This window comes from Planktothrix mougeotii LEGE 06226 (assembly GCF_015207485.1).
Lineage (GTDB): Bacteria > Cyanobacteriota > Cyanobacteriia > Cyanobacteriales > Microcoleaceae > Planktothrix.
Genome location: NZ_JADEWU010000065.1, coordinates 14,245 through 32,050, shown reverse-complemented (window position 1 = coordinate 32,050; position 17,806 = coordinate 14,245). Strand labels below are relative to the sequence as shown.

The window sequence follows — 17,806 nt, the reverse complement described above, 5'->3', positions numbered from 1 at the left end:
ATAATTGACAGTCCTTACTCTGTACTCCTTAACCGTCAACCGTCAGCCAACACTGATAACTGATAACTGATAACTGATAACTGATAACTGATAACTGATAACTGCCCATTTATGACTCTTTCTTTAGCAGAACAAGTAGCCCAGATGGTCGTGGTGCGCGCCTCTGGTTTTTTATTTGATCATCAAATTCGTTATCCCCTTTGGGAACCTCCAGCCCAGCGCTTGCAATATTGGTTACAGGATTTGGGTGTGGGGGGAGTCATTTTAGTGGATGGGAGTGCGGCGGAATTGACGGCTCGGACTCAATTATTGCAATCCTGGGCTAAATTTCCGTTATTGGTGGCTGCCGATGTGGAGGAGGGGGTAGGTCAGCGATTTGCGGGAGCGACTTGGTTTCCGCCTTTAATGGCGATTGGGGCGTTAGCCAATCAATCCCTGGAACAAGCCAAATTTTATGCAGAAAAAATGGGGGCGATTACGGCCCAAGAAGCCTTGACGGTAGGTTTAAATTGGATATTGGCTCCGGTCGTAGATGTTAATAATAATCCTAAAAATCCGGTGATTAATGTTCGTTCTTTTGGGGAAACTCCAGAACGGGTGAGTCAGTTAGCGACGGCTTTTATTCGGGGATGTCAAGGTTATCCGGTATTAACCACGGCGAAACATTTTCCGGGTCATGGAGATACAGCCATTGATTCCCATTTAGAATTACCTGTGATTCCCCACGCGGATGAACGTCTAGCTCAGGTGGAATTACCCCCTTTTGTGGCAAGTATGGCATCGGGGGTCGATACAGTGATGATGGCGCATTTATTAATTCCGGCTTGGGATACTGAACGTCCGGCTACCTTATCTCCGGCCATTGTTCAGGGTCAGTTAAGACAACGGTTAGGATTTGAGGGGTTGGTGGTGACCGATGCTTTAGTCATGGGGGCGATCGCCAAACGATATTCTCAAGAAGAAGCTGCCATTTTAGCGGTGGAAGCGGGAGCAGATATTTTATTAATGCCCCTTGATCCCCAGGTAACAATTAAAGCTGTTTGTACGGCGGTGGCGGAGGGTCGGATTTCTCCTGAACGAATTGAAGCCTCTGTAAACCGAATTTGGCAGGCAAAAGCCAAGGTATTTCCAGACTGGCAACGGTCGGAGTCCTATTGTTTCCCCCATCGAGATTCCAAGACTTTATTTGATTCCCTGTCTCAACCCGCCTCTCAACAACTGGTGAGGACAATTTTACAGGATTCTCTCAAACAGGGAGGAACCTTACCGTTAGTTCTACCTCAAACTCCACAACCGATGCGAAATTTGGTGATTGTGGATGATTTGCTCAATTGTGCGATTTTAGGCAATCATACCCCGGCGATCGCCCGTCCAACCCAGTTGGGTTATCGGTTACAACTGGTTGATTGTCATGCTGCGGTATCTTCGGATTCGCCAAATGATTCATCACTCCGTATTTCTTCTGATCCCACTTTACTGCAAGTCTTTATTCGCGCGAATGCTTTCCGTGATAGTTCGGGGTTAACCCAAATTGCTCAAGATTGGTTAAATATTATATTAAGACAGAATCAGTTACAGGGCCTTGTAATTTACGGAAGTCCTTACACCCTAGAACAGTTTTTACCTCAAATTCCCCCTCAAACTCCTTTTGTTTTCTCCTATGGTCAAACGCCGGTTGCCCAAGAGATGGCATTAAAAGTTCTCTGGGGAATTTAAGAAAAAGTTAAGAATAATGTCTGATTATGAATCCAGAGGGTGATCACAGAAAAACTTCGGAAGGCTTAACCCACGTCCTGGGCGTATGTCTAGGGACTTTTCAAATTTTTATGGAAAAAGCCCCGATATTTGTATTGGCTTATACTGAAAAAAAACCTTTCCTAAAATCAATTTTTCGATTATATTAATAGTGATGCCAACAACTTCTCCGGCAACCCCAAGAGGGCGAACTATGACTTACACCACTGTCCAATATTCATTAGATGTGATCAAAGACGAAGCCCGCCAACTCGTCACCAAGGGAATTGTGAGCCGTCAGCAACCCATCTATACACTTTGCCAATATATTCCAGCACGGGAATGGGCTTGTGTGGAGTGTGAGTTGGAAGAGTGCAATTTCTTGCTCAGAGATCGAATTGGCGACTTAATTGGCCATGAAACCTGGGATAACGATTAAAATCTCGACTGAATTTTAAAACACAAAAGATTTTTCAGACTTTTTAGTTCCCTAAATGTTGACTCCTGTACCTGTAGGCTCAAATTTATGGGTCTACTGATCCAGGTCAAGTTAGAAACTCAATCTAGTGGCTCTTTCAAGCCTTGCTGATCTCCGATGTCTTAAGTCTAAAATATCTTGAATTGGTAATCAATGGGTTGACTTAGGATTAATCCTGGCAGTTTGAAGGAACCTTGATCAAGACCTGAGATTCGGAAACGAATAATAAAGTTAAAATTTAAGCTCGTGCGATATGGTATCGATGGCAGTATGAAATTGAAAAATTTCAGGATAGGTTCTGCGATTAGATATCAAGCAATAAGACTGAAAACGATAATCCCGCCTGATAATCCCGAACCCAATTCCGATCAATTCTGATCCCAAGAGTTGAGTTTTGGAGGCGGGATTAATCGTCATTAGTGAGAAGAATTGGATTCGCGTAGGTGTTTTAATTCATCTCGTAACTCAGCGATTTGAGTTGTCAGGTCTTGGATTTCCCGGATAGGTTCTGGGTCAGACCCACTTGGAACTGTTGAGGGATAGGACACAGAAGACGAAGTTGTTACCGTTGTTGTGTCTGTATTAACGTTCTGATGACGTTGAGAAAGGATCGTATCCACAAAATTGCGAGCTTCTTGCTCGGTCATTTTTCCTTTTTCAGCCCATTCATCAGCTAATTCGCTAACCTGTGACTGAATTTTTCCGAGATTCTCATTGCGTTTGTAAGGATCTTGTAGGATTTCAATCAGGGAAGAAGTCGCGCCCAGGGTGACGCGAAATCCTTTGTGGAGTAGGTCGGTTAAGTGTTCAGCATTCATCAGAATCAAAACATTCCTTAATTTAGATAGGATTCAAGCTTGAATGTGATCAGCGTTTGGTAGATTTGTTCGGGATGAGTTAGCCTAAGCCCAAAAAAGCCCGATTTTGCTTGTATATTCTAACAACTTATTCACTTACTTGGTCGAGGTATTGATTCACATCATCAATAATTCGGGTGAGTTCCGCTTCAGTCATGAGTTTAATGCGTTCATCGCGGACTGTAATCAAGACTTTCGCCGCAAAGGGACTTGGCCAAATATTAGGGTTACAAAAAACTTCTAAAAAAATATCCCCGGTATATTGATATTCAATCGGCTTTTGAGGGGTGGGTTTACCGCTTCCTGGAGTTGTTTTTGCCGCCACCGCTTTGAGTTTTTGCATGATTTCATCGAGTACCCCTTTTAAATTCTGGGCGGCTTCGGGGGTAAACCGCAGGGAGACAGAACCTTGAGTTAAATTGAGTGTGAGTGGAGAAGCAGACATAGAAACCCTATTCAAAACAACACTTAAAATCCTTTAATCTAATTTTACTGTTAAGTTAACCGAAATGAAAATTAATTTCAATAGTTAATTTAATTAGAGAAGATGATATTCTAAAAAAAGTTTTCGTTTAGCCTCAAAGTTTCAAAGGGGAGGTTTTATGGTTCAGGATAATCGTTCAAAAATTCAATGGGTTTTATTACTAACACTCGGTTTGAATTTGTTAGTCATGACGATTAAAGTGATTATCGGAACAATAACAGGGTCTTTGAGCTTACTCGCTGATGCCCTCCATAGTGTAACAGATAGTGCCAATAATGTTTTAGGATTAGTTACGAATCATTTTGCCTCTCCCCAACCCGACCGAGAACATCCCTATGGACATCAAAAATTCGATGCGTTAGGGGCTTTGGGTGTTGGTGTTTTTTTGGGAATTGCCTGTTTTCAAATTTTAAGTGGAGCCGTAGAACGGCTTTTTAAGGGGGGTGAACCTGTCAAAATTTCTCCTCATGAATTATGGATTTTATTGATTGTTTTAGGGATTAATATTTTTGTCGCTTATTATGAACGGACTGCTGGACAGCGTTTAGGCAGTGCTGTTTTAGTAGCCGATGCTAAACATACAATGAGTGATGTTTGGATAACCATTATGGTGCTTGGAGGATTAATTGGAATTTGGCAAGGGGAGGTTTGGAATTTGCCTAAATTGCAATATTTAGATGTAATTTTAGCATTTCCTGTAGCCTTATTAGTATTTAAAAGTGGCTGGAGTGTATTAACAGAAAATTTGCCTTGGTTAGTCGATCAAATGGTGATTGATCCCGAAACTATTAAAGAGATTGCCATGTCTGTTCCTGGTGTATTAAATTGCCATAATATTGCGTCTCGTGGGATGATTGGACGGCAAGTTTTTATTGAAATGCACATGATTGTTGACGCAACAGATGTAGAAACAGCCCACAGTATTACAGAAGCAGTGGAAGCCGAATTAGAAAACCGTTTTAGTCCAGTCAGAATTTTAATTCATGTTGAACCCCCCCAATATCAATCCGAACAAATTACCTATGAGTCTCAATAGGTAAAGATGAAACGGCAAAATTCTCTCTATAGATAGATAAAATTTAATCTGTTTTTTTTTATGCTGATTCAATAAATAAGCAGAAAAATCAAACTTAATTGATGATATTCAGGAGATAAAATGACATCTTTAACTCAACAAAGGTGTGAGGCTTGCCATCAAAAATCAACTCCCGTGAGTTTAGAGGAAATTGCTGTTCTTAAACCTCAAATTCCCTATTGGCATTTAATTGAAGTAGACGGAGAATCCCGACTACAACGATCTTATTCATTCCCAGATTTTAAAACGGCTTTAGCTTTTACCAATCAAGTCGGTGAAATTGCTGAATTAGAAAATCATCATCCGGCTTTATTAACAGAATATGGAAAAGTTACGGTAACTTGGTGGACTCATGCTATTTCAGGGTTACATCAAAATGATTTTATTATGGCAGCAAAAACCGATGATCTAGCAGGAGTTAAGAATTAAAAATTACAATTACCCATTAGGAGTAAGATGCTTAATTGATTTCTCGGTTTCTTATTATTAAGTATAACAGCTTATCCCCTTTAAGATGAATGAAAAGGCAAGTCTATTCGGCAAATCGTTCAAAATATTGGTCTTTTGAGTGCCAAGAACTGGTACGAGGAATGTCCGGGGGATTTTTATTTGGAATTCCCCTATTATATACAATGGAAGTTTGGCAAATTGGTTCCTTTACAGAACCTCCATTAATGCTAACGCTATTGGGAATTACCTACTTTGTTGTATTTTTATTAAACCGAGTTTCTGGATTTCGTCGTCATCAACAGAGAACGCTAAAAAATACACTTTTAGACAGTGTTGAAGCTTTGGCTATTGGGTTAGTTTGTACTACCTTGATTTTAATATTACTGAGAGAAATTAATCAAGACACTCCCCTAAATGAAGCTCTGGGGAAAATTATTTTAGAAAGCATTCCCTTTGCCATTGGTGCTGCATTAGCTGAGTTAATGTTAAGTGATGAACCCTCTAAACCTTCCTCATCACCTCAACAGAAAAAAAACGAAAAATCCGCTTATTTAAAAGGGCAGAAAATTAATTTACGAGACACAGTAGATGATATCAGTGCCACCTTTATTGGAGCGATGTTTATTGCCTTTAATATTGCGCCTACGGATGAAGTGCGGATTCTTGCGGGTGCAACCTCTCCTCCTGGGTTAATTGCGATTATTATTACCTCTTTAATCATTTCCTATGGAATTGTTTTTGCGGCGGGTTTTATCAATCAACAAAAGCGTCATCATCAGCAAGGATTATTTCAATCTCCCCACAGCGAAACCATTTTTTCTTATTTAATTTCTCTAATCGCTTCCGTTTTTATGCTGTGGTTTTTTCAGAAATTAAATTTTAGTGATCCTTGGTTTTTATGGCTACGCTCGACTTTAATTTTAGGCCTTCCGGCAACCGTTGGAGGAGCAGCAGGACGTTTAGCAATATGATTAAAGATGATATATCAAATCAAAATTCATCAGAATCGAATTTCTCAATAGCTGAAAAATTTAGCTTTAGTATTGCTATTTTTATTTTGGTGCTGTTGTTGGGATTGGTTATTTATAGTTGGCGAATTCAAAAACATAAACCTCCCGTTTTAACCTTGACTCAACGGGAAATGATACGCCAAGAACAGAAACAATTTTATGTCCCCTTTACCGTCCTTAATGAAGGAGGAGAAACTGCACAATCCGTACAAGTAATTGGAGAATTTTACTCGAATGGAACAGTCATTGAACAGGGAGAACAACAAATTGATTATCTTTCTGGCGGAGAATCAGCATCAGGTGCATTTATTTTCAGTCATAACCCTCAAGAAGGAGAAGTTAGAATTCGAGTCGCCAGTTATAAGTTACCGTGAGACTGATTGATTAAAAAAGAACAATTTCCTCCCCTGAGTAACCGGAGAGGAAATAAAATCGAATCCGGTAAAATCAGTTCCCTTATTTGGGAGAAGCCGCCGGAGAAGGAGAAGCTGCTGGAGCAGTGGTCGCTGCTGGAGAAGGAGAAGCTGCTGGAGCAGTGGTCGCTGCTGGAGAAGCTTCAGGAGCAGGGGTAGTTTCAGTGGTGGTATTACCACCACAAGCTGTTAATAAACAAGAAGAAGCTATTGCTAAACCCGTGAACACTACAGCAAACTTTTTCATAGGAGATCTCAAGAAGATTGGAAATCGGTAACTAACTAGATTGAGAAAAAAACACCCCTTAATCTCAGAAATAGTTCAGAAGGGTAAGTTCAATATTAAACCCAGATTGAGGTTTAACTCTTTCCGTTTTCAGGGACATAGTTTGAAGCAACTTGAAGCTATTCAATTGAAGATTCTCGATTCCTAGAACGCTTAAATTGAATGCGGTACAAGTCACTTTTGTATTCCCCTGACTTTAATATCAACTGAATGATTAGTGATAACTCCCAGTTCCTAAAGTTCTAGCTAGAAGTTAGGAAAGATTGGGAATAAAAACGCCTCACTCATCACAGCTATTCTTAACTCAAGGGAACCGCTTTTGTCAATAAGACGCCAGGAATTCCTGAATTATTCTGACCTTACCCTTCACAAAACGCAACTTTCCTGAATTATTAAGGAAAAGGGTTTTAATTCTTACACCTGGATTTGGGTGTTTCCTCGATCGCCCTGAAACCTATATTATTGTGTTAGGGTAGAATAACACTAAAAATTACAGTCACCTCGGAAAATGATTGTGCCAGTTTTAGCAACTGTCCACAGAAGTTACCGTACTTGAGAGTACGTCAAGACCCATCTCTAGGAGTTGAAGTGTTGAGTGTTTAGGGGTTGAGGGCTCACATCGGAAACTAGCACAACCATGAGTAGAAATTCAACAACTTAGGTTTTACTGAGTACAGGTAAACATCATCGACTTGTGAGAATCTGACTATGGAATTCTTGTTCTGCTACGGTTCTACTTCTACGGTTGCTGGTGCATTTTATTCCCAGGAAAAAGTTAAACAAGCTCAGGAACTTTGGTCTTCAATTCAAAACCTCTTTTCTCCTCCAATTTTAGGAACCCTTGACTACACCATAACTGAAGAATTAGAAGCATTAATGAGGATTGGATAACCCTTGAATACCCGATTTGTAGACGTATTGGAAGGGGACGGGACACCGAATGAGAGAAGAAATTAGGCATTTCAATACGTCTGAATTTCATCGGATAAAATTCGAGGTTTGGGTTGATAATAACTGGCTATTAATGCAATCATTAACCACCATAAAGTATTAACTTGGGGACGATACCAAACCGTATCTACTAATCCATGACCCAACATTCCCACTAACGTAGAAATTGCTGCTATTAACCAAAATCCTTGGATATTTCCTAACTCTCGGAGTCGTTTTAATTGTATCCATCCTTGATTAAAGGTTACGGTTAATAACCACAGAAAACAACTTAAACCGATGATTCCCGTTTCAACGGTAATTTCTAAAAGAATTGAATAGGCACTTAAAGCGGTGTAACGAGGCTGCATATAAAGAGGATAAATCTTATTAAACGCAACATTTCCGGGGCCAATTCCTAAGATAGGACGATCTTTAATCATCTCAATAACCGACATCCAAACATTAATTCTAAAGTTATTACTACTATCTCCCCGTCCAGCAAAAATACTCGCTACCCGATCTCGAACTGGGGGAACAAATATCACCGCAAATAATAGAAAAAGGGTTAATCCAGTTAAACCCATTGGTAAAGCCCATTGTCGCCAAAAGGGAGAAAATCGAATACTGAACCAGTATAATAAGAGAATGGCAAAGGTAAACAGTAATAGCACTAATCCAATCCATCCTCCTCGGCTAAAAGTTAAGATTAAACAGGAGGAATTAACAATAATCATGGTTAAGGCTAAAGCTTTTGGTAAAATCCCTTTCCAAACAAAGAATGAAGCTAAACTTAACCCCACTGCGGGTAATAAATATCCAGCTAATAAATTAGGGTTATCTAAATAACTATAAACCCGTGTTAAGTTGGATTGTGGAGAAGTGGGATCAACCCAAGTGGCTAAGGCTTCTGCGCCAGAAAACCATTGTCTTAAACCATAAACACTAACGATTAAAGCCGTTAACAAAAAGATAGTAATAAAAATTGAACGAATTTTAGGCGATCGCAATATTTTCGCCATTAATGCAAATAAAATTAAATAAAGGGTTAATTTGATCCACCCACTAAAGGCTGCCATTTTAACCAAAGATAAGGCGGTTGCAATGGTAGCAATTCCCCAGTATAATAAAACAATTAAATGAATCGGAGTAAAGGCTGTTTGTGAAGGTTCATCGGTGAAGGTTAATAATAACCACCAAGCGGCACAAGCAATTAATAAAACCCCAATTAATGCGGTTCCCACAAAGGGCGCTAAACCGAATAAAATACTAATTAATAAAGCCGCCAAGGGTTCACCCCACTGCAATAGCCAACTTCCCTGTCGCCATTGGTGTAAAACTCCCGTTAAGCGATAGAGAACACTGGTATTACGCCATTGGTAGATGAGTAAGTTTTGCAGAGTAAATTGTTGCCAAACGGTGTTTAGGGTGGTCATGCCATGTAATAGGTTTTGAGATTATAGAGAATGAAATTCAGACATTAGTATACCTTAATTTACCTGTTGTCAACAAAATTCTCTATAGATTTTATGGAATCCAGAGAAAAACCTCCCCTTGAAATCAGAGAGGAATTCGAGGTATAATATAAAAAATAGGACGTTAGAGGTAAACATCAAACAAACACTAAAGGTTTATCTTTTAACGGTGCAAAGGCTTCCGCATCAAATCGATATAAACTTGCAGGTCTACCCGCTCCCCGTGATGTTTTTACCCCCGTATCTGAGAGAAATCCTAACTTCAGTAAACGGGTTCTAAAATTAGAATAGTCGGAAAAGCCTTCTCCTAAAATTGTTGTATAAAATTGATATAAATCTCCTAGCGTAAACACTTCGGGTAGCACATCAAAAGCAACGGGACTATATTCTACTTTATTTTGTAATCGACGATAACCATATTCTAAAATTTGATTATGATCAAAGGCTAACTGGGGAACTTTGTCAATGGGATACCAAGCAATTCCTGTGACTTTATCCGCAATTAATTTAGCTTCTTCAAACCGAACTATGGCAAAATAACTGACGGATAAATAGCGAATATTATAACTATCCGGTGCTTCTCTGGGATCACGATTTGGCCCTCCAAAGGTGTATAATTGTTCTAAATATAAATTTTTAACCCAAATTTTTTCTGATAAAATTCGATAGGCGGCATCTTCTAAAGATTCTCCTTTTTGGACTAAAGTTCCCGGTAAACTCCAAGTATTAATAAAGGGTTCTTCTTTTCGCATGACTAATAAAACTAATAGACGATTTTGCCCGGTATCAACAGAAAAAATTACATTATCAACCCCAACCTTGAAATTTTCCAAGAGAGGAGATTCTGTTTTTTTAGAATTTCTTTCAATCATTTATTTATCCTGACCCTAGATTTTTAGATGAAAATAGAAGGAATAGGGAAGCGACAATAGTTCTTACATTCCTAGCAGAAATTTAAGGATTTCATAGTTAGCATAGCATTTGATTAAGTTTTTAATCTTGTCAATAAAGCTTACCTAAAATAATGTTAAAAATTAATGATAATATTTTTTCAGTGTTTAACAGTAGACTCATATAACTGTTCTTGATCAATATAAGCTTGTACAGGAGGGGGTAAAACCTCTATATTTCCGGTTTGACGATAGTGACTTGAGGAAACTGGCAAACCTTTAATATCAGCAATTTTTACCTGTCCTCCTAACTGTTTAAGTTTCTCTAAATCTGTTGCTTCTACCCCATAACCCGGTCGAGGAACAATTAATAATTTTACTTGTTTTAAAAGAGTTTCTATTTGATACCATTGGGGAATTTGTTGCACTAAATCTGAACCAATAACTAAAGTATATTCTGCCTCTGACCAATATTGTTTTGCCCTTTCTAGGGTTTCTAGGGTTCGGCGACTACTAAGTTCAGGATATACCGCAATATTGGGGTTAGGCGGGTTAATTTCCTCTATTAATAGAGATAACATTTTCATTCGATGTTCTAAGGGGGTTTGATGGGTTTTAAAGGGGTTGTCCGATGCCCAAACTACAACTTGATCAAACCGTTGAGATAACCAATGGAGAATGGCTTGATGTCCTGCGGTTGGAGGGTCTGCACTGGTTCCAAATAGGGCAATTTGAGTCATTTTTGGTTTTGGTTTAAGTCACTTTTATTAACACAATACAAATCAAATTATTGGAGAATTGCTTGTTCTAACCGCTTAGATAAAGCAATAATATCATCTTTGCGAGCAATTTGTTCAATCCATTCTGAAGGAATATTTTCTAACCCATAATAAAGTCCGGCTAAACCTCCCGTTACTGCGGCTGTTGTATCGGTATCTTCTCCTAAATTAACAGCTTTGAGAACGGCTTCAGCGTAAGAAGATGTCGTTAATAAACACCACAAAGATGCTTCTAAGGTATGAATCACATAACCACTGGATTCAATTTTATCCATTGATAACTGATCAATTTTTCCGGTTAAAACCCGTTCAAACCGAGAGGCTTCTATCGTTAAACTGGGATTATAATAAATCGGTTTTACAGCGTCTATTCCTTCAAGGTAAGCGGATTTTAGGTCTAAACCTTCAAGTAGTTTAACAGCAATACTAATATAAATTCCGCAAGCCATTTGAGAGCGGACATGAGCATGGGTTAAACAAGAACATTCATGAACCCACTGCATTAACTGATAGAAAGAAACCGAAGAATATAAAAAACACATCGGTAAAATTCGCATCAAGGAACCATTTCCATTACTGCGTTCATCAGTTTCTCCTGCTTCCACAGGATTAACCCCATTAAGGATATTTTTAATCGCTTGATTTGTAGTTCCACCAATATCAAATACCACGCCATGAGGTGTCCATTCTTGCTGATAGCGCCAACGACCAAAGGAATCAGCGATCGTTTTTAAATTATATCCCTGACAGAGACTATCTGCTAAACATAACATCAACGAACTATCATCCGACCAAGTACCCGGAGGTTGTCGATAGGTTCCCTGTCCCGTCATGGTTGTAATGGGATTTTGAAGACGTTCTTGGCGACTAGAAAATTCTACGGGAACTCCTAGTGCATCCCCCACACAAACCCCCATTAAACCCGATAAAATTGATGATTTTTTCATATTTAAAATCGTTTGCTCCCCCCTGATCATTTCTCAATCCATTCTACAACAATTAATGACGGGTGGTTTTTGTTAATTCTTGTAACGCTGGAGAAATCTGAAGGTTCGGAGAAACGGGATGATTTAAACATCGGGTTTTTGAGGGTAAACTGGTAACAGATTTTGCTGTGCGTTCTGCTATTTCTGTTAAAGATTCAGTCGGATAAAGTCGTTTTCCTTCCTTCATCACTAACTGCATTAACGGTATCCGTGAGGAAAATATTGATTGCACATTAGAATAATGCCAAGATTCAGGCTCTATAGGTTCTGTCATTAACCCAATCTCATCAGCCATTAATTGACCTTGTTTCAAGGTTCTGAAAATTTGCTTTCTCCCCGGATAAGTTGTCTTTCCCGTTGCTTCTTTCATCACGGGTTTTCCTTCAATTTCAACTAACTTATAAACTCCATTTACGGGAGTTCCCGTGACTAATTTTGTCCCCAAACCATAGCCATCAATCATCGCCCCGGCTGCTTTTAAACGGGCGATTTCATATTCATCTAAATCCCCACTGGCAAAAATTGGAATATTAGGTAAAAGCGATCGCACTTGCTGTGATAAACTGACTAAATCCCCCGAATCTAACCGCACCCCTTTTAGTTCAATTTCTCCCCGTTTCACCTGTTCTGAAAGTTTACGGGCAGCATCAATTGTATTATAGGTATCGATTAATAAAGGAGCCCCTGGAAAATAGCGATGAAAGGCCGTAAATGCCTGAGTTTCTGACCCTTCTAAAGCCGAAATTGCCATGACTAACGCATGGGCCATCGTTCCCGTCGGTTTTCGGCCTAATTTCAAGGCTGCTAACACGTTAGACGTCCCATCCAACCCCCCAGCTAAAGCCGCCCGCGCCGCCCAAATGGACGCCTGGGGACTAAACGCCCGCCTTGTGCCAAATTCTAATAACGTTGCTGTTGGCCCTGCCACATCCCGCAACCGGGCTGCCCGGGTCGCAATTAAGGTTTGGTAATTAATTGTATTTAATAGATAAGTTTCGATTAACTGAGCTTGCCAGAGGGGCGCTTCTATTCTCAAGAAGGGTTGGTTTGCAAAAATAGCCGTCCCTTCAGAAACCGCCCACACATCCCCGGTAAAGCGTCCGGTAGCCAACAGTGACCAAAACTTCTGGGGGGCGTGGGTAAATAGTCCCGTAGACTGTAGAGCATGAAGTTGAGCCTCGCTGAAGCGGAATTTCTCTAAATAGTCGAGGGCTTGGGCGAGTCCCATGGCAATTAAATAGCCAAACCCCTCCGGTAGACGGCGCGTAAATAGTTCAAAACTGGCTTGTCGTTGGTCGAGTCCCTCCCCGGTATAACAGGCAATCATTGTCAGTTGGTAGAGGTCGGTCAATAGACTATAATCATCGGGGGTAAAATTCAGGTCGGGGTCTTCCCAAACTTCCTGAAACTTAAGGGGAGACAGAGCGGTACTCATAACGTCAGATCCTAGGTGCGTTCAATACTTTAATTATAGTAGATTTTACCAAATTTATTAAGAGTAACCCTAGATACCGTTTGATAAAAATGCTGTTTTTCAAGGGTTTTAGGCGATTTTTAGGCAAATCGTAAATTTATTTATGGTAATTTTGATTAAAATTGAGCCTAATCAGAAAATTATCATTTGTGCAAAAGTAGAATTCCGCTTAAACTGGTAATAGACCTATCAAACTCAAAGTGATGAGTTTGCTCTGCTATTTTCCATCTGCTACCGAACAACCACTCATCTTTCAAGTCTATCCATCCCTAATCTTGTCTCCCCTGTTCTCAACAGACAATTTTTAGGCGTAACGTTTCTATACCGGATTTTTCATCAATTTCTGCTGCACCTGGTCTATACACAGTCGATGAAAGCAACAGAAAGTTTTGTTATGCACATTTTTGGTGCTGTATTTCACTTCAATGGAGACTTGCAAATTTATGTTGACTCTTCTGTTATCTAGTATTGTTAACGGTAGTATTTTATTGCCTGCAAATTTTGAAAATGCTGGTTTAGGGGTCTATTCTATTGTTAAAAGACCTCAAACATCTCAACCCTTCATCATTCTGTCTCAAATTCAGAAAACCGGTGAAGATGACCCAATTGTTCCTCCCAATTAAAAAGTCTTTCCGAAAGCCATTTCATCCACAAAAAAACCAAAAATAATTCATATTATCAGCTATCATTCTTTGAGTTTTTCTTAGGGAATGATAGCCCTTAATTTGAAACAGAAGTATTAGAGAACAGTAACCAGCAAACTCATTCATTGCTTACTGTTCCCTGTTCCCTGTTCCCTGTTTCCTAGCTAGAATAAAAAACCTGATTTCTGAATTAGAAACCAGGCGAGGAACGAACTAAAAAACTAAAATTAAGCCAGGTTAAAATTATTTAACGGAAACTTTAGCACCCGCTTCTTCCAGTTTTTTCTTCGTTGCTTCAGCATCATCTTTGTTGGTACCTTCTTTAACCGCTTTAGGTACAGCTTCCACTAAATCTTTAGCTTCTTTCAGACCTAAACCCGTCAGTTCACGCACCACTTTCAGAATTGTAATTTTCTTATCAGCCGGGTATTCTTCCAGAACAACATCAAATTCTGTTTTCTCTTCAACTTCTTCTGCTGCTGCGGCACCGCCAGCACCAGGAGCCGCCATCATGAAACCACCCACAGGAGCAGCAGCACTCACCCCGAAAGCTTCTTCAATTTGTTTAACTAATTCAGACGCTTCTAACAGCGTTAAAGACTTCAGTTGTTCCAGAATTTGATCAGTAGTTGCAGACATTCTTTAAACTCCTAGACAATGTAACGTTTTTGTTTGATACTTGTTGCCAAAGCTTATCCGAGAAACTATACAGCTTCGTCGTTTGAAGCATTTTGATCTTTTTCGGCATAGGCATTGAGAGCGCGTGCCAAAGACCCTGGAACCTCGTTGATCCCAACGGCCAGTTTGGTCGCCACACCATTAATAGCACCAGCGATTTGAGCCATAAGTTGCTCTTTGGAGGGTAAATCTCCTAATGCTTTAACATCACTTTCACTCAGCAGCCGCCCTTCCATAACGCCGCCGCGAACTTCCGTTTTCTTAGAAGCCTTTTGGAACGCTTGGTAAGCTTTAATGGCGCTACCAAAGTCCTCTTTGACTAATAAAAAAGCATTGGAACCCTTCAGCAACTCCGTCAAAGGCTGCCAGTTGCTTTGACCTTCGATAGCAATTCGCATTAAGGTATTTTTTGTCACCTTGCAAACACTACCAGAGGGACGAAGCTGTTGCCGTAAATTGGTGATTTCTGCAACGGACAAGCCGCTGTAGTCAATCACAATTGCCAGTTGTGAATCTTTGAGCGTTTCTTTGAGTTCGGCAACAATTGCTTGTTTATTTTCTAGGGTTCTTCCCATTCTTGTGGAACCTCCGTGTGACATTGCGGTTCATGTTCATCCCTTTAAGGTGATGTGATGACCGACAATGATTGACTTCTTCCCCGACGCGGCAGAGCGCGAATTCGCCATAAAAAACCTCGGTTTTTTACCGAGGTCAAAACTTAAAACTTAAACATTCAGGATAAAGACATACAGATTCCTGTTAGTCTGTTACTGACCCTATAATTGTTTAGCTTTAAACTCGTTTAACCTCGGCAGGACATTAAGCGTTTTGCCCCTGCTGTCTGCGGTGAGTTAGCCGTTTATTGGTTTAAATACGCAATTTTTTATCATTGCATATTTTATTGAATTTGTCAAGGAAATTTGTAAAAATCTTGGGGAAAGTGGAAAGTGGAACAGGCATCTTGCCTGTTCCACTTTTCAGCTTTAAGCCACATCCCCAATTTTTAGTTCTCGCAGTGCGGTAATATCCACTTCAATAGATGGCCCCATTGTGGCGGCAATAAACACACTGCGCCAGTAACGACCTTTTGCCCCCGACGGACGGTTACGGTCAATACATTCTTGCAGAGCCGATAGGTTCACCAGCAAATCTTCCGCAGAAAACGCGGCTTTCCCAAACATAATATGAACGATCCCGGTACGATCAGCCCGAAATTCTAGTTTCCCGCCTTTAAATTCTGCGATCGCTTGGGCGACATCCATCGTCACCGTTCCCCCTTTGGGAGAAGGCATTAAGCCTTTAGGCCCTAACAGCCGTCCCAGTTTTGCCACTTGAGGCATCATATCCGGTGTAGCAATTAAGCAGTCAAAATCCAGCATTCCTTTCTGGATATCATTAATTAAATCTTCTGAGCCAACAATATCAGCCCCTGCACTTTGAGCTTCCGTGACTTTTTCACCTTTGGCTAATACCGCCACCCGGATCACTTGGCCCGTTCCTTTGGGCAAGGTCACGGTTGTCCGCAGTTGTTGATCTGTATATTTGGGGTCAATCCCTAAACGAATATGAGCTTCGGCTGCTTCAGGAAACTTAGCTGTAGCGGTTTCCTTTAACAGTTTAATAGCTTCTAAAGGTTCATAGGGCCGTTCTTCAACCTTTTTTCTGAGTTCTTGTAATCGACGAGATACTTTTTTTGTCATTCTCTAATCTCCTGGGGTGATTAACGAAGGGACACTTCTCCCCCATTAAAGGGTTAACTTAAATCAAAGTATTCAACCAACGCCTGAAGTCGCCTTAATCGACAATGGTAACTCCCATGTTGCGGGCGGTTCCTGCCACAATTTTCATAGCAGCGTCCACATCATTTGCGTTCAGGTCGGGCATTTTGGTTTCGGCAATTTCTCGTAACTGAGCTTGCGTAATTTTGCCCACTTTCTTGCGGTTCGGTTCCCCTGAACCCCGTTCAATACCTGCGGCTTTGCGAATTAACACCGAAGCCGGAGGGGTTTTCAGAACAAAGGTAAAACTCCGGTCTTCAAAAACCGAAATTTCCACCGGAACTACAAGACCTGCTTTATCTGCGGTTTTGGCGTTATATTCTTTGCAGAACGCCATAATATTCACCCCGTGTTGACCCAAAGCGGGGCCAATGGGGGGTGCAGGGTTGGCTTTGCCCGCAGTAATTGCCAACTTAATAACTGCTACAACTTTTTTTGCCATTCCTTAGCCTTAGCCTTGTTTTTCAACCTGAGTAAACTCTAATTCTACGGGGGTATCTCGCCCAAAAATCGACAGTAACGCTTTGAGCTTACTGCGTTCTGGACTGACTTCAATCACATCTCCTTCAAAGTCTTTAAACGGCCCTGAAAGGACAATGATATGATCCCCTATCGCCATTGCGGCCTTGACAATCGGTTCCTGTTGTTGCGCTTGTCTGAAGATACGCTCCACTTCAGCATGGCTCAATGGTAGAGGTTTAACGTGACCTCGACCCCGACCCGAATGCCGTTTTTGTTCCGCCCCAACGAAATTAATCACGTGTGGCGTGTTCTTGACCACCTGCCAAGCTTCATCGTCAATTTCCCAGCGATTGAGTTCGTTATTCCATTTTAGTCTCATTTGAATGAGAACATAACCTGGAAATACTTTCTCTTCACCGTGTTGACGACTGCCATCTTTCCGCAGTTTAATCATTGGGGTGTGTGGGATTTCCACCTTCAAAATCCGATCCGCAACATCCAAGGTTTGTACCCGTTGTTCCAGGTTCGCTTTGACTCGTTTTTCACAGCCAGAAGCCACCTGAACAGCATACCAACGACGCTCTCCCGGTGAAAACTCCTGGGAACGTTCGTCTGTATCTGCCATGAGGTCTGAATGTTGTGATTCGTCCGATGTAAAAGTCATCCGAAGATTTGCCCCGACGCCCAACGAAAGAAGTTGTCTGCTAAATAGATCAAGCTAGCCGAGAGAGTGACCATCAACAATACGCCCGCCGACTCACTTAAGAGTTGCTGTCGGCTTGGCCAGACTACTTTGTCCAATTCCTCTTTCGTTTCTTTGAGGAACGTAGAAGCGTTAAAGCCAGAAGTTGTTTCTTGACCTCCAACTTCTTCTTTCTTGTTGACCACCATGAACTCCCCTTGCGATCTTACGGTATCTGATC

Annotated in this window: 22 protein-coding genes and 1 other annotated feature; of the genes, 8 read left to right on the top strand and 14 right to left on the bottom strand. The window is 40.7% G+C overall.

What is annotated here, in order from left to right:
* The first annotated feature begins 111 nt into the window (after positions 1 to 111).
* Positions 112 to 1,716, top strand: a complete 1,605-nt coding sequence (locus IQ236_RS21150) for a glycoside hydrolase family 3 N-terminal domain-containing protein (RefSeq protein ID WP_193871109.1) — start codon at positions 112 to 114, stop codon at positions 1,714 to 1,716.
* A 232-nt stretch (positions 1,717 to 1,948) separates the two neighbouring features.
* The gene (locus IQ236_RS21145; RefSeq protein WP_072719914.1) at positions 1,949 to 2,173 is read left to right on the top strand and encodes a DUF4327 family protein; all 225 of its coding nucleotides are present in this window, start codon (positions 1,949 to 1,951) and stop codon (positions 2,171 to 2,173) included.
* 455 nt (positions 2,174 to 2,628) lie between these two features.
* Here IQ236_RS21145 and IQ236_RS21140 read toward each other — a convergent pair whose 3' ends face one another.
* Both IQ236_RS21140 and IQ236_RS21135 read right to left on the bottom strand, forming a co-directional pair.
* Entirely contained in the window at positions 2,629 to 3,030 is a 402-nt protein-coding gene (locus tag IQ236_RS21140; RefSeq protein WP_193871108.1) for a hypothetical protein, read from the bottom strand.
* A gap of 127 nt (positions 3,031 to 3,157) precedes the next feature.
* Positions 3,158 to 3,514, bottom strand: a complete 357-nt coding sequence (locus IQ236_RS21135) for a hypothetical protein (RefSeq protein WP_190519347.1) — start codon at positions 3,512 to 3,514, stop codon at positions 3,158 to 3,160.
* A 157-nt stretch (positions 3,515 to 3,671) separates the two neighbouring features.
* Between IQ236_RS21135 and IQ236_RS21130 the strand changes: the two genes are divergently transcribed.
* The 4 genes from IQ236_RS21130 to IQ236_RS21115 all read left to right on the top strand — a co-directional run bounded on the left by IQ236_RS21130 (position 3,672) and on the right by IQ236_RS21115 (position 6,462).
* Entirely contained in the window at positions 3,672 to 4,589 is a 918-nt protein-coding gene (locus IQ236_RS21130; protein ID WP_190519345.1) for a cation diffusion facilitator family transporter, read from the top strand.
* Positions 4,590 to 4,709: 120 nt separating this feature from the next.
* The gene (locus IQ236_RS21125) at positions 4,710 to 5,057 is read left to right on the top strand and encodes a 4a-hydroxytetrahydrobiopterin dehydratase (protein ID WP_193871107.1); all 348 of its coding nucleotides are present in this window, start codon (positions 4,710 to 4,712) and stop codon (positions 5,055 to 5,057) included.
* Positions 5,058 to 5,146: 89 nt separating this feature from the next.
* A complete protein-coding gene (locus IQ236_RS21120) occupies positions 5,147 to 6,049 on the top strand; it encodes a TIGR02587 family membrane protein (RefSeq protein ID WP_193871106.1) in 903 nt (300 codons plus the stop codon).
* The gene (locus IQ236_RS21115) at positions 6,046 to 6,462 is read left to right on the top strand and encodes a TIGR02588 family protein (protein ID WP_190519340.1); all 417 of its coding nucleotides are present in this window, start codon (positions 6,046 to 6,048) and stop codon (positions 6,460 to 6,462) included. Before IQ236_RS21120 ends, IQ236_RS21115 begins: the two co-directional genes overlap by 4 nt.
* Before the next feature lie 82 nt (positions 6,463 to 6,544).
* Here the strand turns inward: IQ236_RS21115 and IQ236_RS21110 are convergent, their stop codons facing one another.
* Entirely contained in the window at positions 6,545 to 6,748 is a 204-nt protein-coding gene (locus tag IQ236_RS21110; protein WP_190519338.1) for a hypothetical protein, read from the bottom strand.
* A gap of 747 nt (positions 6,749 to 7,495) precedes the next feature.
* Between IQ236_RS21110 and IQ236_RS21105 the strand changes: the two genes are divergently transcribed.
* A complete protein-coding gene (locus IQ236_RS21105; RefSeq protein ID WP_193871105.1) occupies positions 7,496 to 7,678 on the top strand; it encodes a hypothetical protein in 183 nt (60 codons plus the stop codon).
* A gap of 71 nt (positions 7,679 to 7,749) precedes the next feature.
* On the opposite strand, the gene IQ236_RS21100 is transcribed toward IQ236_RS21105, so the two are convergent.
* From IQ236_RS21100 to IQ236_RS21080, 5 genes are all read right to left on the bottom strand, one after another.
* Positions 7,750 to 9,153: an IctB family putative bicarbonate transporter gene (locus IQ236_RS21100; RefSeq protein WP_193871104.1), complete on the bottom strand. Its 1,404-nt coding sequence runs from the start codon at positions 9,151 to 9,153 to the stop codon at positions 7,750 to 7,752.
* Positions 9,154 to 9,329: 176 nt separating this feature from the next.
* Positions 9,330 to 10,064, bottom strand: a complete 735-nt coding sequence (locus IQ236_RS21095) for an NUDIX hydrolase (RefSeq protein WP_193871103.1) — start codon at positions 10,062 to 10,064, stop codon at positions 9,330 to 9,332.
* A gap of 179 nt (positions 10,065 to 10,243) precedes the next feature.
* Positions 10,244 to 10,822 carry a nicotinate-nucleotide adenylyltransferase gene (locus IQ236_RS21090; protein ID WP_193871102.1) on the bottom strand — a complete coding sequence of 193 codons (579 nt, stop codon included), beginning with the start codon at positions 10,820 to 10,822 and terminating at the stop codon, positions 10,244 to 10,246.
* Between the two features lie 47 nt (positions 10,823 to 10,869).
* Positions 10,870 to 11,808, bottom strand: coding sequence for an ADP-ribosylglycohydrolase family protein (locus tag IQ236_RS21085; RefSeq protein WP_193871101.1), 939 nt, complete (start codon positions 11,806 to 11,808; stop codon positions 10,870 to 10,872).
* 52 nt (positions 11,809 to 11,860) lie between these two features.
* Positions 11,861 to 13,282 (bottom strand): nicotinate phosphoribosyltransferase, encoded by a 1,422-nt coding sequence (locus IQ236_RS21080; RefSeq protein ID WP_193871100.1) that lies wholly within the window; start codon positions 13,280 to 13,282, stop codon positions 11,861 to 11,863.
* 482 nt (positions 13,283 to 13,764) lie between these two features.
* Between IQ236_RS21080 and IQ236_RS21075 the strand changes: the two genes are divergently transcribed.
* A complete protein-coding gene (locus IQ236_RS21075; RefSeq protein ID WP_193871099.1) occupies positions 13,765 to 13,944 on the top strand; it encodes a hypothetical protein in 180 nt (59 codons plus the stop codon).
* Between the two features lie 264 nt (positions 13,945 to 14,208).
* On the opposite strand, the gene rplL is transcribed toward IQ236_RS21075, so the two are convergent.
* From rplL to secE, 6 genes are all read right to left on the bottom strand, one after another.
* Entirely contained in the window at positions 14,209 to 14,604 is a 396-nt protein-coding gene (gene rplL / locus IQ236_RS21070; protein WP_072719959.1) for a 50S ribosomal protein L7/L12, read from the bottom strand.
* A 65-nt stretch (positions 14,605 to 14,669) separates the two neighbouring features.
* Complete coding sequence (gene rplJ, locus IQ236_RS21065) at positions 14,670 to 15,218, bottom strand: 50S ribosomal protein L10 (protein ID WP_193871098.1); 549 nt, start codon at positions 15,216 to 15,218, stop codon at positions 14,670 to 14,672.
* Between the two features lie 101 nt (positions 15,219 to 15,319).
* Positions 15,320 to 15,508: a sequence feature (ribosomal protein L10 leader region), on the bottom strand.
* 118 nt (positions 15,509 to 15,626) lie between these two features.
* Complete coding sequence (gene rplA, locus IQ236_RS21060) at positions 15,627 to 16,343, bottom strand: 50S ribosomal protein L1 (protein ID WP_190519316.1); 717 nt, start codon at positions 16,341 to 16,343, stop codon at positions 15,627 to 15,629.
* A gap of 94 nt (positions 16,344 to 16,437) precedes the next feature.
* On the bottom strand, positions 16,438 to 16,863 hold the full coding sequence (gene rplK / locus IQ236_RS21055; protein ID WP_072719956.1) for a 50S ribosomal protein L11: 426 nt from the start codon (positions 16,861 to 16,863) through the stop codon (positions 16,438 to 16,440).
* 9 nt (positions 16,864 to 16,872) lie between these two features.
* Positions 16,873 to 17,547 (bottom strand): transcription termination/antitermination protein NusG, encoded by a 675-nt coding sequence (gene nusG, locus IQ236_RS21050; protein ID WP_072719955.1) that lies wholly within the window; start codon positions 17,545 to 17,547, stop codon positions 16,873 to 16,875.
* A complete protein-coding gene (gene secE, locus IQ236_RS21045) occupies positions 17,544 to 17,774 on the bottom strand; it encodes a preprotein translocase subunit SecE (RefSeq protein ID WP_072720097.1) in 231 nt (76 codons plus the stop codon). The genes nusG and secE overlap by 4 nt, the downstream gene beginning before the upstream one ends.
* Positions 17,775 to 17,806 lie beyond the last annotated feature (32 nt).

Excerpts from the sequence above, each read along its gene's own strand:
- IQ236_RS21150 (WP_193871109.1), top strand. The coding sequence starts at position 112 with ATGACTCTTTCTTTAGCAGAACAAGTAGCCCAGATGGTCGTGGTGCGC.
- IQ236_RS21145 (WP_072719914.1), top strand. The coding sequence starts at position 1,949 with ATGACTTACACCACTGTCCAATATTCATTAGATGTGATCAAAGACGAA.
- IQ236_RS21140 (WP_193871108.1), bottom strand. The coding sequence starts at position 3,030 with ATGAATGCTGAACACTTAACCGACCTACTCCACAAAGGATTTCGCGTC.
- IQ236_RS21135 (WP_190519347.1), bottom strand. The coding sequence starts at position 3,514 with ATGTCTGCTTCTCCACTCACACTCAATTTAACTCAAGGTTCTGTCTCC.
- IQ236_RS21130 (WP_190519345.1), top strand. The coding sequence starts at position 3,672 with ATGGTTCAGGATAATCGTTCAAAAATTCAATGGGTTTTATTACTAACA.
- IQ236_RS21125 (WP_193871107.1), top strand. The coding sequence starts at position 4,710 with ATGACATCTTTAACTCAACAAAGGTGTGAGGCTTGCCATCAAAAATCA.
- IQ236_RS21120 (WP_193871106.1), top strand. The coding sequence starts at position 5,147 with ATGAAAAGGCAAGTCTATTCGGCAAATCGTTCAAAATATTGGTCTTTT.
- IQ236_RS21115 (WP_190519340.1), top strand. The coding sequence starts at position 6,046 with ATGATTAAAGATGATATATCAAATCAAAATTCATCAGAATCGAATTTC.
- IQ236_RS21110 (WP_190519338.1), bottom strand. The coding sequence starts at position 6,748 with ATGAAAAAGTTTGCTGTAGTGTTCACGGGTTTAGCAATAGCTTCTTCT.
- IQ236_RS21105 (WP_193871105.1), top strand. The coding sequence starts at position 7,496 with ATGGAATTCTTGTTCTGCTACGGTTCTACTTCTACGGTTGCTGGTGCA.
- IQ236_RS21100 (WP_193871104.1), bottom strand. The coding sequence starts at position 9,153 with ATGACCACCCTAAACACCGTTTGGCAACAATTTACTCTGCAAAACTTA.
- IQ236_RS21095 (WP_193871103.1), bottom strand. The coding sequence starts at position 10,064 with ATGATTGAAAGAAATTCTAAAAAAACAGAATCTCCTCTCTTGGAAAAT.
- IQ236_RS21090 (WP_193871102.1), bottom strand. The coding sequence starts at position 10,822 with ATGACTCAAATTGCCCTATTTGGAACCAGTGCAGACCCTCCAACCGCA.
- IQ236_RS21085 (WP_193871101.1), bottom strand. The coding sequence starts at position 11,808 with ATGAAAAAATCATCAATTTTATCGGGTTTAATGGGGGTTTGTGTGGGG.
- IQ236_RS21080 (WP_193871100.1), bottom strand. The coding sequence starts at position 13,282 with ATGAGTACCGCTCTGTCTCCCCTTAAGTTTCAGGAAGTTTGGGAAGAC.
- IQ236_RS21075 (WP_193871099.1), top strand. The coding sequence starts at position 13,765 with ATGTTGACTCTTCTGTTATCTAGTATTGTTAACGGTAGTATTTTATTG.
- rplL (WP_072719959.1), bottom strand. The coding sequence starts at position 14,604 with ATGTCTGCAACTACTGATCAAATTCTGGAACAACTGAAGTCTTTAACG.
- rplJ (WP_193871098.1), bottom strand. The coding sequence starts at position 15,218 with ATGGGAAGAACCCTAGAAAATAAACAAGCAATTGTTGCCGAACTCAAA.
- rplA (WP_190519316.1), bottom strand. The coding sequence starts at position 16,343 with ATGACAAAAAAAGTATCTCGTCGATTACAAGAACTCAGAAAAAAGGTT.
- rplK (WP_072719956.1), bottom strand. The coding sequence starts at position 16,863 with ATGGCAAAAAAAGTTGTAGCAGTTATTAAGTTGGCAATTACTGCGGGC.
- nusG (WP_072719955.1), bottom strand. The coding sequence starts at position 17,547 with ATGACTTTTACATCGGACGAATCACAACATTCAGACCTCATGGCAGAT.
- secE (WP_072720097.1), bottom strand. The coding sequence starts at position 17,774 with ATGGTGGTCAACAAGAAAGAAGAAGTTGGAGGTCAAGAAACAACTTCT.